Genomic DNA, 13,817 nt, shown 5'->3' on the forward strand with positions numbered 1-13,817 from the left:
CATTAATATTTAAATTATTAGCAATAAACTGAAAAATGAAAACAGATAACAAATTAATAGGCACTAGTTTACTGACAGCAATTACTGCTTCTTTGTGCTGTATTACACCAGTTTTAGCAATTATCGCAGGTACAAGCGGAATTGCTTCAACATTCACTTGGATTGAGCCATTTAGACCTTATTTAATCGGACTAACAATTTTGGTTCTTGGATTTGCTTGGTATCAAAAACTAAAACCTCAAAAAGAAATTGACTGCGAATGTGAGACAGATGAAAAACCAAAATTTATTCAATCAAAAAAGTTTTTAGGAATTGTAACAGCATTTGTAATTGTGATGTTGACTTTCCCATACTATTCAGGAGTTTTTTACCCAAATACAGAAAAGCAAATAATAGTAGTTGACCAATCGGACCTTAAAACAACTGAATTTAAAATCAATGGAATGACTTGTACGAGTTGTGAAGAACACGTCAATCACGAAGTAAACAAACTCAACGGAATTGTAACCTCAAAAGCATCCTACGAAAATGGAAACGCAATCATTGAATTTGACAAAACAAAAACCAATGAAACAGAAATTGAGAAGGCAATTAATTCAACAGGTTATAAAGTAACCGACAGGGAAGAATATTAATGGAAATTCAATTAAAATCAGAAATTACTTATCCAAACTACTGACATCATAAAGTAGAGGAAATGCCAACAAATGCTTGTCAATTCTTCTACCAGTGTGAGAATTGCAAAACAGTTCTGAAACCACAAGTAGGAGATTGTTGCGTTTATTGCTCTTATGGAACTGTACCTTGTCCACCAATTCAAGAAAATAAAAGTTGTTGTTAAATAGCCATTTACCAATCGATTAGATGGCTCCGACTAATCCCGATAGCTATCGTGAAGCCGGAGTTCATATTTGATAAACTTAGTAACCGGCTCTGCCATGCGCCAGGCAGGATGTAACACATTGCCTTGAAATTTTAACTATCCGATAGCTATGGGATTCCATTTTTAGCTGTTCCTGAGGTAGCCAAGTAATTTGTATCTTTAACTTCTGACTGCCGCAGAAAATACTGGAAATCATGTATCTTGACCAACATATAAAACAGATCCTATGAAAATATTACTCATTCTTCTGACTATTTCAATTCCGACATTATGTTATTCGCAATGGAATGGAATTTACTATCACGGTGACCAAGAAAACGCAATTGAAGTAATTGGCCAAAATACCGTTATAGCAGTGACAGATGGAGGCGGACGAATACACAGGACAACGGATGGTGGGCAAACGTGGTCGTTTTATCAAACAGCATTCACTTCATCTTGGTTTCTAGATGTTCAATTTCCAACAAACGCTGTTGGGTATGCCTGTGGAGGAACTGCGTTTGGCAGTCATACCAATGTAATAGTAAAGACTATTGATGCAGGCCAGACTTGGGATTCAATTACATCCAATGATTTTTTAGGATACAGTTTTAAGAAAATACATTTTATAAACACAGATACAGGATTTGTGGCCCTAGAGACAGGTGATATTTTAATGACGGTTGACGGTGGTAATAATTTTAATAACAAATCTACACAAGGAACTGTGACAGAAATTGCTTCTAAGCCCAATCAAGAACTTTTTATTTCACTCAAAAAATTCATAAGCACCAATACTTATAACTATTCAATTCATAAATCTACTGACTTGGGTAATAATTGGAGTACAGTGTACTCGGACACAATGAACGGGGTTAATGGCTTAAATCACAGAGAAATTAATACACTATTTTTCGTTAACAACACAATTGGCTACGCGACTGGAGGAAATGGACTGTTTTTAAAAACAACTGATGGCGGTTTAACGTGGACAAGCACACTTATAAACCCTAATACAAATTTGACTGGATTATATTTTACATCTCCAGACGTGGGCTATGTAAACAATGCTGGTGGAATATATCGAACTACAGATGGCGGAGTAAACTGGACCGTTCAAAATGTTAGACCACTTACAATCATTCGTCAAATCAAATTAGCAAACGACACCATAGGATATGCTTTAGGAGATAATGGAATTTATAAAACGACCAACGGAGGAATAGTATTGAGTGTAAATGAAATTAACAACTCATCAGAATTCACAATTTATCCAAACCCAACAAACGATAAGGTTTTTTTTATTACTGCTGCTGATGAAGCTTTAGAGTCTGCTGCTATTTTTAATCAACAAGGACAAAAAATAATGGACTTTGGAACGAAAAACGAACTTGACGTTTCATTCCTTTCAAGAGGAGTTTATTTAATTGTAATTCAAACAGATAAAAAAAATACAATTAGACGATTGGTGAAGAAATAATTCGATTTGCTAGCTCGCTAACTGGCTTTATATACACTATGAGTTTGGCAGTTTAGTTTAGGAAGAGCAAAAAATAATTAATTGTTGAGAATAAGAGTTTAAACCAGTCTAAAGAACCGATTGATAACATTAATTTTGACTGTTTGAATTAAATAGATTAGCAAGAATGAGCAACCAACTTGAGAAACCAACGCCAGAAGCAAAAGCCCTATCCCTTTTTTTAATGGCTTTTAAGTCTACTAGTCCTGTTTATAAAGAAAAATCTAAACGTATCAATAGATTGTGGAGTTTGGTGTTAAGAGATGAGTTGAGCAGTAAGGACTATTTAGAAGAAGTGCAAGACACCTTAGCTTCCTATGGCGGTTATTTAGCTGTAGTAGAGAAAACAGTTCGGTTTTATCTTGAGAAAACTGGTGTATGGACCTTACAAGGAGATGACCAATACTGCAAAGACGCTGAGAAAATTGCTGAAAAAGTATTGAGTGAAAAGTAATTAAATCTCAACGTTATTTTCGATTTAAAAACCTGCGAATTTTGTCAACTAAAGTGGATACAGTAAATTTAACATACACTTTAAATCTCGCAAGCAGGCCATAGAATAAAGTATTAATGCAAGAAACCTCAGAAACCGAAAAAGAAAAACATCCTGTTATTCTCAATGCTCATCACCTTAATCGAGTCATATTGTTGGCCGTCTTTTTTCTTTTACAAACGACCTTCATTATTCTAATTTTAAAAGAGTATTTCGAACTCAACTCCTATGAAACTCTTTTGTCCATTGCCTCTACTTCGCTGTTTTTGGCCTACGGATATCGGTACTTGGATTTACATCACGAAGCTCATTTATACGAAGAATTGTCAGTAGTCGTTTGGGTTATTGTTGGAGCCGTTGTTTGCTACTTATTAAATATTCACACTAATCTTGGTGGCGTTTTAGCTGCAGGATTAACAGGTACAATCGCATCATTTATTCCCGCTATTCGTAAAAAAAGTGAGTATTTAAAACAAGTACCAGCACCAACCTATTGTGGCGCATTCATTGGCATGTCGAGTATAACTATCGCATCATCAATTTATTTTGTGATTACAGCAGGCTTAATTTCAGGTATTATTTTCATGCTTTCTAAAAGTTTGTTCGTTGGTATTGGCGGTAAACTCGGGACCGTAGCATTTGCAGGAGTTGTAATTGCGTCATTTATCTTTATCCTTTTCAGATGAATAGCTTGATCATTATTTTATCAGGAATTATTGGGGCAACCCTCACCTTTTACGTTAGTGAAAAACTAAACCAAGGTCAAATAAGAGCTTCTGCCCTACTTTCATTATTGGTGGGATTATTTTTTTACTTTTTTCCTGACCTAATGAATGTTTATTTAACTGAAAATATTCCAGTTGCATTCTTTGGCGCTTCCTTTATTGGGATGGTTTCATCGAATGTAATAAAGCATTATACACCCTTGGCGATTTCAGGAGCACTTTTTAGCCTCATTTACCTCAATCAACCCAGAGACTTTGAGGGTTTTGGAGGAGCATTAGGAACATCAGCTTTTATCGCATTATTGGCCGTTATTGCTCTCTTCTTTTTTACCTCTAAGCGATTCAGAAAGTTTTAAATTAAAGTGTTATTGAATGAAATTATTAACAACCGCAAGGTAATGGTTCTAGAGCAAGGCGATTAACTTGCAGGTTGGTGCCATCGTTTTTATCTAAAGTGCCAACGCTTCAACGCAAAATCGAAGTAATCATTTTATTTATTCCGCAGAATTAATTGCAGAACGATTCTTCGAATATCACTTTTGCTTCAATTAACATTAATTTCAATCTTTTTACGAATATTTAAAAACGAGTTTAGAATCAAAACCAGACTTTACTGTCTGCCATAGCATTGAAGACCATCTCCAACAGAAAGACATGGTGAAAGAGTATACACTAGCATTAATAAAGTAATGGATTGAACAGCTATTTTATGCTTGAACAGAGCTATTATTGACAGCGTTCAATATTCGTAAACATCAACTTGAAAGAAAATTTGTTCAATTATGCTATAAAAAAACCAACCAGATAGAACTAGAACGCACTTTTGATTATCTATTTATCGTTAGATTTGACACCTAAGATTAATTAACAATTTTATGAAGTCTATTCTATTTATCATCAGTCTTACGTTTACTCAACTTATATTTAGCAATAATTGGGATGTTATTGAGATGCACAAAAAATACAATTACTCCATTAACAATGATTTCATCACCACTACAATTTGGGTAGACTCTACCTACCTCAATCAAGGTGACTCTGTTTTTGTGCTAAATGAAGTAAGTAACCTATGCTCAACTTGCCCGAACAAGTATTTTTCAAGTAAAGTTTATTTGAAAAACCAACCAAGCTTTTTACAACGATATATTCGTAAAACAAATTCTGGAATCATTAATTTCACTGATACTGGAAACTATTCTATAAATACAAATCTAGCACTTGGAGATTCTAGCCTTTTCAATTCTTTAAACAACACTTACCTCACTTACAGATCGAAAAACTACCTAGAAGTTTTTGAAAATACATTTGATTCTGTTAAATTATACACTACCAGTTTTAATGATACCATTATAATTTCAAAATCTTTTGGCATAACTAAATTTCCTAATTTTAAAGGAAGTCACTACGCTCTAGTTGGTGTTGAAGGAATCACAGTTACAGGAAAAAGCAATCTATACTTCGATGATTTTTTCAACTTTCAAGTGGGAGATATTTTCCAGTATGTAGAAAATAGTGGATATCGATTTAAAGGGCCTGAAGTAAGACAAAAGCATAAAGTGATAAGTATTCAACGAAGTTCCGACTCCATTATAGTTAACACTGAAATGAAAGAACGCACATTGGACTATAGATTTAATATTCCGAGTGACACTTTCTATTCTAGTTCACTTTCAAGTATCGTTTATCTTAAATCTGAATATGGTTTTTTGAATGACTTCAATTATCTAAATGTTGAAGATTCTGTTCCAACCCTTTATGGTTATGACTCAACTTTAAAAAGTAACACTAAAACATGGAATAGAGAAGGCATTGTAGCTAAAAATGATACGTTGTATATGACAGGAAATCCAAGTGTATTGAATGATAAGAAACAATATATTTTTGGTGAAGATATAGGACTCATCAGGTATTACAGAAGTTGGAATTTTAGTGGTCAATACGCAAATTACTATGATAAAAAGCTAGAAGGCTATATTATTGGATCTGATACTGCTGGCCTTGTCTATGACGACAACTATTTTCAACCAACAACTGGCATTAGCACAAACACCAATAATGTATTAGACATTGAAATAAAATTAGTTAATAATGATATTGTACTGACTAACAATGATATATTCCAAAATCTTGAAGCATCAATATTCAATGCTGAAGGCAAAAAAATAATTTTCAAAAAATTGTCATCAACTAGTTCCAACACAATAAATATCTCGGATTTATCTATTGGGATATACATCGTAAAAGTGATGGATAATAGTGGAAAAGTAGTTGTACAAAAAGTAATCAAACAGAATTAATTCATTAATTTCTAATTATTAATAATTTATTTACCACTCAGCTTGAATATAACTTGCTACAGTAAACCAATTGCGGCAAGTTTTATTTAAAGGCTTATTTAATCACAACTCTGCTTTCAATTTATTTAGAGAAACAAATAAAGGTCATCAACAACACTTCATTTTTATAGGTAATTTCGCCACAAATATTGAAGTATGACTGATATCCCAAATGAGCAAGAGACAGATAAAATCAGTCAGAAAGAAATAGACCTTTGCCTTTCTATATTGGAGAAGCTAAATGCAGATACTAATCAAATTTTCGACATTCCAAAAGACAAACGAACTGCATTGTTAATGGCTGCAGGGCTTTTTTCTAGGCCAAATAAAGACGAACTGGAACGAAGAAAACGAGAAGCTCGAAAAGTTAACAAACGGAAAGTAAAAGAAAAAGATAAGGCAGCTAGAAATTCCACAGGAATACGTTCCGCAAGAGATGCTAGTATTTTTGTAGCTCCAAAAATGATTTCCCTAACTGGAAAAGAGAACGAGGCTGAAATCCAATTGGAATCTCCTCGACAATGCTATGTCTGTAAATCGGTTTTCCACACCTTACACCACTTCTACGACACCATGTGCAAAGAGTGTGGCGACTTCAACTACGCCAAGCGTTTTCAAACAGCCGACCTAACCGATCAAGTAGCATTGGTGACAGGTTCTAGACTAAAAATTGGATATCACATTTCGTTATTAATGTTGCGTGCCGGAGCTACCGTAATCGCCACGACCCGCTTTCCTGTAGATTCTGCGTTGCGATTTGCTAAAGAACCCGATTTTAATCAGTGGGGCGATCGATTACACATTCATGGTTTGGATTTGAGGCACATTCCGAGTGTGGAAATCTTCTGCAATTTTATCGAACAGAAGTATGAAAAGTTAGATATACTCATCAACAACGCTGCTCAAACAGTAAGACGACCCGCCGGTTTTTATCAGCACCTGATGGCAAATGAAGAATTGCCAATCAACGAATTGCCACAATCGGCACAAATGGTATTGGCAGACCACGATACCTGCCTAAAAGAATTACACAATCTAAATACTACTTTTTCTGAAAAAGAAGAGAAAAACCTACCAATTAGCTGGCACGGAAAGCAAATGGGAATTGGACTGCACGCTTCTGCAAAGCTTTCACAAATTCCATATAGCATAGATGATGCTCTGCCAAGCAGCGAAGTTTTTCCAGTAGGTGAATTAGATGCCGATTTACAACAAGTGGATTTAAGAAAAACAAACAGTTGGCGGTTGAAATTGGGAGAAATTCATACCAATGAAATGCTAGAAGTTCAATTGGTTAATTCGGTTGCTCCTTTTGTGTTGGTGAACCGATTGGTGAACATTATGAAAAAGGAAGACACTGGTATCAAACACATCATCAATTTTTCTGCGATGGAAGGCAAATTCCACCGTTGGCATAAAGAAGACCGACACCCGCACACCAATATGGCTAAGGCCGCCTTAAATATGATGACCCATACCTCTGCATCAGACTTTGCTAAATATGGGATTTATATGAATGCGGTTGATACAGGCTGGGTAACGGATGAAGATCCTGCAGAATTGGCGAAGAAAAAAGAAGTAGATCACGATTTTCAGCCTCCACTAGACATTGTAGATGGGGCTGCAAGAGTTTTAGACCCGCTTTTCGATGGAATAAACACAGGCAAGCACTGGTGTGGTAAATTCCTGAAAGATTATAAACCAACAGATTGGTAGCCTTTTCAAACTTGAAACTTGAGGTTACTAATAGAGCAATATGGATTTAAATAGTTAGGTTGAATAAGAATATAAAATCAATTATATCTTACTTTCCCATTTCAATAGATAAGTGAATCCATTCAAAGTATTGATCGTCATTTCAGCATCCAACTGGCTAGCCAACGTTTCAATTAAAAGAAATCCAAAAGATTCATCACTATTAAAACCTTTACCTTCCGCTAGTCCTACACCATCATCGGAAATTGTCAAATAAACTGTTTTCTGTTTTTGTTTTAATTCAATTTTTATGGTTCCTTCTTTTCCCTTTGGAAAGCCATGCTTTAATGAATTGGAAATAATTTCATTGATTATTAAACCACTAGGCAACGAATCATCAAGTGAAAGTTTAATGGGTTCAATATCCATAACTAATTGAACTTTATTCTCATCAGTGCAATATGTCTGAACAAGTCTTGGCAAGAGTTCTTCGATATAACTGCTAAATAATGCTTCTTTAAAATCTTTCTTTCGATAAAGGCTTTCATGTATCAAAGACATTGAAGCAATTCTTCCTTTGCAGTCTGCGATGATTTTTTTCAATGTTTCGTCATTCACATACTGACTCTGCAAACCTAACATACTGCTGATTACCTGTAAGTTATTTTTTACACGGTGGTGAATTTCACTTAGCAAAGACTCTTTTACTTTTAATTCCTCTGAGATTCGTTCGCGTTTGTAAGAAAGAGTTTTATTCAGCTTTCTGTTCTTAATGAGGTAATAGATTGAAACGAACAATAAAATCAAAGTAATCAATGCAATTACTAAAGTGATCTCAAATTGATGTTGTTTTTTCTTTCCTTCATCAGCATATATCTTTGCCCGTTCTTCAGCAAACTGTTGTTTTAAATTGGCCTCTTCTGCCTCTAGCTGAAACTTCATTGCATCACTTTGCAGTGCATTGGGATTAAAGTTCAGGCTGTCCTTTAATTTCACATAAGCCTCTAAATACGCATAACTTTCACTCTGGTTATTTAACTTTTTATAGATTCGATACAATTGAAAGTTGAATTCTTCTAGTAGTTCATTGTAAGAGTTTTCCGATGCGATAGCATACCCCTCTTGAGCACTATTTAATGCTTTATTGAATTGATTTTTTATAAAAAATATTTTCGCATCATTTAAATAAGATTCACAAAGACCTGATTGGAAGGAAGATTTTCGGAATGCTTTTTTTGCTAATTCATTATAATAGGTAGAACTGTCATATTGTTGTAATTCAAAATAAGCAGTAACCAAGAAATTGTAAGTAACACCCAAAGCAATCGCATACTCCTCTTTTTTCAAAAATTCTATTGCAGTGAACTGCTTTCTCATTCCTGCTTTGTAATTTTTCTCCTTTATTTCAACTAGCCCTATGTTTGATAAAGATTCATAATAGCCATAATCATATTCCGCTTTCTTAAAAAGTATATTAGCGAGCTTAAAGTATTTTTTCGAATCCCTATAATTTGTGAGGTAATAAAATGTATTTCCCAATTGAAGATAAGAAATGGCCATTTTCTGCTCGTCTCCTGCCTCTTTATTTAGCTCCAACGCTTGGAAAGAGAGAAGAATAGCCTTCTCATAATTCCCCAAGTCATATTCCATTCTTGCTTGCCTTATACTGATAATCCCTAACTCAGCCTTATTGTCTAAGTATTTATAATAAGTATAAGCTTGTTCCAATTGATAATTGGTAGAATCCTGATCCCCAATATAATAATAAAGGGTGGACATCATTTTATGGAAAGTGGCTACGGAAAGCGTATCCTTTCGATTTGCTGCGGTATTAATCGCATTGGACAATATGGGGATTGCTTCTCTATATTTAAAATTCCGTTGAAAAAAATCTGCTCGATATAAAATAACTTCTCTGAAATTTGAATCCACAAGAATTTCAAAATCAACAGTATTAAATGCAGTTAAAAAGCTTTGGAATTTGTCCTGATCAACCTCAAAATAAAGATTCATTGAATCGACAAGACTCTTTGCTTCCTGCAATACAGCACTAGGAGAATTTCCTGACTTTTCCTTAGAAAATACATTAAAAAAGAGGATGGTAAAAAATAAAAAAAGGAGATACTTAAGAAAGTATTTTTTCATTTTATGGAAGTATTTAAACGAAAATAGTGATTCTTTATCCCATTTTCGACTATTCTTTAATTAAAAAAAACTTTTAGGTAAATTACCTACTGCACCAATATTACTAATTCTACCTAATACCGTTATTTGAACATGAGGAAATAAGTTGTCATTTATAACTCTTTTTATTTAAAAAATTCAATTTATTCCCTAAGCGTAGTACGACCTAACACTCTATACATAACAAACTGTTTAATAAAAGATTATTCTAAAAAATGATTTTATTCTTATGGTTCACTCCAATTTAATTGTGATTAACTTTGAGGCTTCCTTAACAAAATAACATTAAATGTTTAGACATCAAGGTAAAAGCAGAACAGTAAAGCACAATCTGCAAATTGCCACTGTCTTGTCTTTTGTTGCCGGAATAGTAAACGTATCAGGATTCCTAGCCTTCAAGCAACTAACCACTAACGTAACCGGCCATTTTGCATTATTCATTTATGATGTTTCGAACTTAAACTTCTGGATTGGCACCATTTACTTTCTTTATATATTCTCCTTTCTATTTGGTTCGTTTGTATCTAGCTTACTCATAGAAAAATTTAAAGAATCTAAAAAACTAAATGTATTTGTGATTCCTACCCTAATTGAAGCATTGATACTTATAGGAATCGCCATTTTTAGTAATTTCTACGAAGTACTCTATCCCAATATTATCATCTGCTTTCTATTATTCGCCATGGGAGTTCAAAACTCCTTCGTAACTACAATATCTAATGCGATAGTCAGAACCACTCACCTTACCGGACTTTTTACCGATTTAGGAATTGACCTCTCTCAACTCTTTTATCCAAAATCATATCCACAAAGAGAAAAATTGAAGGCCAATATCAAACTCCGAATTTCCATCATTTCCTTTTTCTTCATCGGTGGTTTAATTGGTGGTTATCTTTTTGCAAAATGGAATTGGAAATTAAACACCTTGTTTCTTGCAGCAGGGATACTTCTTATCAGTTTGTTTTATAGCGATTTCAAGTATCAATACCTGCAATCTAAGCGAAAGTATCAGAATAAGAAATAAAAGAGTAGAATATAACCTAAACGTGCTATTTACTTATAGTCAAGAGAGCCAAAACTCTTGAACTAATTTAAAAGACACTCTTAATTCTCAGCATAAAACCTTTTATGATCTTTATAAATCAGTATTAAGCTTACTTTAACAATTAAGATTACAATTTTGGTAGACTCGACTTCTTTACTATATTTATCCCCAATAACTCTTGTTCTCATTATTAATTAACTTAACTAACCATACTACCAATGGAAAATACACTTGACGCATACAAATTTGCAATCAATTACTGGAATCAATGCCGTACATCTGCTGAAACAATAACAGCCCTTTTAGCTGATGGTCATTACTTTCATATCACTAAAGAAATGTATGATTACTGGATAGATATAAATCCAGAATTTATTCATGCATATATGGGCGTAGATGTGGTTCCTTATCCTAAAGTTGGATTCATCCTAATTGATTCCACTAGTGATAGTAATCCGGATTCTGTAACTACCAGCAACATTAAATATGCTCCTTACCGTTATGGTTTTGATGAAATGCAAACCATTCCTCCATTTTCGGCCAATGGAGTACCAAACATGAATGTTGGAATTCTTGCAGGCTTGGAACGATCGTTTAGATGGAATTTAAATCGAAAGAATTGGATTGAAGAGACCATTGCCGCAGGAACAAGCGAAACATCAGGAATGTTCCAAGCTATTCGTATTCCATTTTCTGACTTATTCTCAATTTTTAACGAAGGAGACGCACAAACGGCAGTTGTTGTTTTTGGAATTAAAGCAGACAATACAGCTGAACTATTGGTTTGGAGTGAAGATTTTAATATTCAAGAAGATGTTGAAGATGTGGCTTATCCAATTCCTCCTTTTAAGAGTATTGATCATTATAATCTACTTCAAATGGCTTTAGGAATATAAGTTCATGATAATACATGATTGTATGTTTTTTCTTTCTTGGACATCTCCTTTGGCGCTAATATTAGGAATTAGTGGCGCAATTTTTAATTTCAGAAGCTTAAAGTCCTTGAGCAAAACAATTTCTCTCTTTTTACTTATTTTTTTAATTTGTGATTTGTGTTCACGATTCATTATTAAGTGGTTTGGTTTACCTAATAACTTACCAATACTATCTATTTATGTCTCAATTGAATATTTATTCTTATCCATTCTCTACACCCGTTATTTTCCTACTCGAACATCCAAGTTCATAGGTTATGCAGCAATTTTTGGAGGTCTTGTTATTTTGATTTTGTCCTTTTCCAAGCTAACAACAATTAGCACATTGCAATTTCAAATGTATGAAGGATTGTTTGCCAATTTATTTAGCTTGCTCTTTGGGTTATTCTTCATTTATAAAATATTGGTGGATGAAGTGGAATCCACTAAGCAACAACGAACACTGAACAATATCATCATCATGTATGCAGGGATTCAATTTTTTATGGCACTAACGATTAATTTCATGGTCAATATGGAAGTGGAATTGGTCTTTTTCTTTTGGTTCATTCGATTGATTGCACTAACCATTTTTTACTTAAAATTATCACAAATTATATGGCAAACTGGCAAGAAGGTAACACAATAGTAATTTGGTTAGCAGTGGGATTCTTGCTGCTAATTCTTATTATTGGTGCGCTGCTTTTTTTTACTCAAATCTACATCAAACGGAAAGTTAAAGATGCCAATGCTTTGGCAAATGCAAAATTAGAACATCAGAAAAAGCTATTAGTCAACAGTATAGAGTCTCAAGAAAAAGAGCGGTCTCGAGTGGCCATTGACATCCACGATGGATTACTTTTTGAACTGAGTCTATTGTCCATGCTCATCAGTCAGCCCAATAAAGCCGAAGAAACCAGAAAACTATTGGACAGTTGTACTACTTTGGCTCGACAGATTTCGCATGACCTTACTCCTCCAATGATTGAAAGTTGTCACTTAAATGAAATTCTAGAAGGTTACCTTGATCAAATCGACACACATAAAACATCTCTTTTTCAGACGGGCTTAACAGAATTGAACTTCGAAACTTCGTTTAAACTGAACATTGTTCGGATTTTTCAAGAAATATCAAACAATACCATTAAGCATGCTGAGGCAACAAACATTTCGTTATACATTCGAGTAAGTGAACAATTTCTTGCAATTATCTACAGAGACAATGGTAAAGGTTTTTTAATAGATGATTTTGTTGAAGGATTAGGACAACGAAACATGGCCATGCGAATCGACTTATTGAATGGCCACTACAAACTAAAAACGAATCTAGGAAAAGGTGTACAATACACGATATTAATCCCCACAACCAACCAATATGAAAAAAATTAAACTCGGCATAGTAGACGATGAAAGCTTAATTCTAAACCTACTAGAAGATTTTTTTAATGGTCAAGAGGATATTGAAGTGTTGATCACCAATAATTCTGGAACAGACTTATTGGAACAACTAGAAAAAACTGGCAAAATTCCGGACATCTTTTTGGTAGATTTTAAAATGAACGACCTCACCGGAACGGAATTGACAGAAGCATTGAAAATAAAATATCCAGAAGTTCGGGTGATCTTGATTTCTTCATTTTATAAAAAATCATTGATTGGCTATATGTTGCGAAATAACATTGATGCTTTTTTACCAAAAGGAATAGAGCCGAAAGAACTCGCACGAATCATCAGAATTGTAAATCAACGCGGGCACTTCTTCACCAATGAACAAATTGATGTAATGCGCACTCAAATCTCCAATAAAGTACCTGCACCAAAATTTGACGATGAGATTCTATCTACTCGAGAGAAAGAAATATTGATTGCCATTTGCGAGCAGTTGACTTCAAAAGAAACCGCTGAAAAGTTATTTATTACTTCCAGAACCGTGGAAGGACACCGAAATAGTTTGCTGCAAAAAACTGGTGCTAAGAATAGTGCCGGCTTAGTGATTTATGCCATTAAAAATAATCTGTATGACCCCAATGATTTGATCATGTAA

13 protein-coding genes and 1 pseudogene are annotated in these 13,817 nt (G+C 34.1%); 13 read left to right on the forward strand and 1 reads right to left on the reverse strand.

The window, feature by feature from the left end; all coding sequences use genetic code 11:
* Window positions 1–35: 35 nt before the first annotated feature.
* The 8 genes and pseudogenes from merTP to ACTB0X_RS03525 all read left to right on the forward strand — a co-directional run bounded on the left by merTP (window position 36) and on the right by ACTB0X_RS03525 (window position 7,651).
* Window positions 36–635 (forward strand): mercuric transport protein MerTP, encoded by a 600-nt coding sequence (gene merTP / locus ACTB0X_RS03490; RefSeq protein ID WP_463023601.1) that lies wholly within the window; start codon window positions 36–38, stop codon window positions 633–635.
* A pseudogene (locus ACTB0X_RS03495) lies at window positions 635–841 on the forward strand (GDCCVxC domain-containing (seleno)protein). Before merTP ends, ACTB0X_RS03495 begins: the two are co-directional and overlap by 1 nt.
* A 268-nt stretch (window positions 842–1,109) precedes the next feature.
* Window positions 1,110–2,342 carry a YCF48-related protein gene (locus ACTB0X_RS03500; protein WP_463023602.1) on the forward strand — a complete coding sequence of 411 codons (1,233 nt, stop codon included), beginning with the start codon at window positions 1,110–1,112 and terminating at the stop codon, window positions 2,340–2,342.
* A 166-nt stretch (window positions 2,343–2,508) separates the two neighbouring features.
* The gene (locus ACTB0X_RS03505; RefSeq protein ID WP_463023603.1) at window positions 2,509–2,835 is read left to right on the forward strand and encodes a hypothetical protein; all 327 of its coding nucleotides are present in this window, start codon (window positions 2,509–2,511) and stop codon (window positions 2,833–2,835) included.
* A gap of 116 nt (window positions 2,836–2,951) precedes the next feature.
* Window positions 2,952–3,560, forward strand: a complete 609-nt coding sequence (locus ACTB0X_RS03510) for a hypothetical protein (RefSeq protein WP_463023604.1) — start codon at window positions 2,952–2,954, stop codon at window positions 3,558–3,560.
* Window positions 3,557–3,955 (forward strand): hypothetical protein, encoded by a 399-nt coding sequence (locus ACTB0X_RS03515; RefSeq protein ID WP_463023605.1) that lies wholly within the window; start codon window positions 3,557–3,559, stop codon window positions 3,953–3,955. The genes ACTB0X_RS03510 and ACTB0X_RS03515 overlap by 4 nt, the downstream gene beginning before the upstream one ends.
* Window positions 3,956–4,474: 519 nt before the next feature.
* Complete coding sequence (locus ACTB0X_RS03520; protein WP_463023606.1) at window positions 4,475–5,896, forward strand: T9SS type A sorting domain-containing protein; 1,422 nt, start codon at window positions 4,475–4,477, stop codon at window positions 5,894–5,896.
* A 195-nt stretch (window positions 5,897–6,091) separates the two neighbouring features.
* Entirely contained in the window at window positions 6,092–7,651 is a 1,560-nt protein-coding gene (locus tag ACTB0X_RS03525) for an SDR family NAD(P)-dependent oxidoreductase (RefSeq protein WP_463023607.1), read from the forward strand.
* Window positions 7,652–7,732: 81 nt separating this feature from the next.
* On the opposite strand, the gene ACTB0X_RS03530 is transcribed toward ACTB0X_RS03525, so the two are convergent.
* Window positions 7,733–9,775: a histidine kinase dimerization/phosphoacceptor domain -containing protein gene (locus tag ACTB0X_RS03530; protein WP_463023608.1), complete on the reverse strand. Its 2,043-nt coding sequence runs from the start codon at window positions 9,773–9,775 to the stop codon at window positions 7,733–7,735.
* 328 nt (window positions 9,776–10,103) lie between these two features.
* On the opposite strand from ACTB0X_RS03530, the gene ACTB0X_RS03535 reads away from it, so the two are divergent.
* The 5 genes from ACTB0X_RS03535 to ACTB0X_RS03555 all read left to right on the forward strand — a co-directional run bounded on the left by ACTB0X_RS03535 (window position 10,104) and on the right by ACTB0X_RS03555 (window position 13,817).
* A complete protein-coding gene (locus ACTB0X_RS03535) occupies window positions 10,104–10,838 on the forward strand; it encodes a YoaK family protein (protein WP_463023609.1) in 735 nt (244 codons plus the stop codon).
* Window positions 10,839–11,077: 239 nt separating this feature from the next.
* Entirely contained in the window at window positions 11,078–11,755 is a 678-nt protein-coding gene (locus ACTB0X_RS03540) for a hypothetical protein (RefSeq protein WP_463023610.1), read from the forward strand.
* Window positions 11,756–11,777: 22 nt separating this feature from the next.
* Window positions 11,778–12,422 carry a hypothetical protein gene (locus tag ACTB0X_RS03545; RefSeq protein ID WP_463023611.1) on the forward strand — a complete coding sequence of 215 codons (645 nt, stop codon included), beginning with the start codon at window positions 11,778–11,780 and terminating at the stop codon, window positions 12,420–12,422.
* Window positions 12,392–13,162 (forward strand): sensor histidine kinase, encoded by a 771-nt coding sequence (locus ACTB0X_RS03550; protein ID WP_463023612.1) that lies wholly within the window; start codon window positions 12,392–12,394, stop codon window positions 13,160–13,162. Before ACTB0X_RS03545 ends, ACTB0X_RS03550 begins: the two co-directional genes overlap by 31 nt.
* Complete coding sequence (locus ACTB0X_RS03555) at window positions 13,149–13,817, forward strand: response regulator (protein ID WP_463023613.1); 669 nt, start codon at window positions 13,149–13,151, stop codon at window positions 13,815–13,817. The genes ACTB0X_RS03550 and ACTB0X_RS03555 overlap by 14 nt, the downstream gene beginning before the upstream one ends.

It is taken from the genome of Acidiluteibacter sp., from assembly GCF_055129545.1.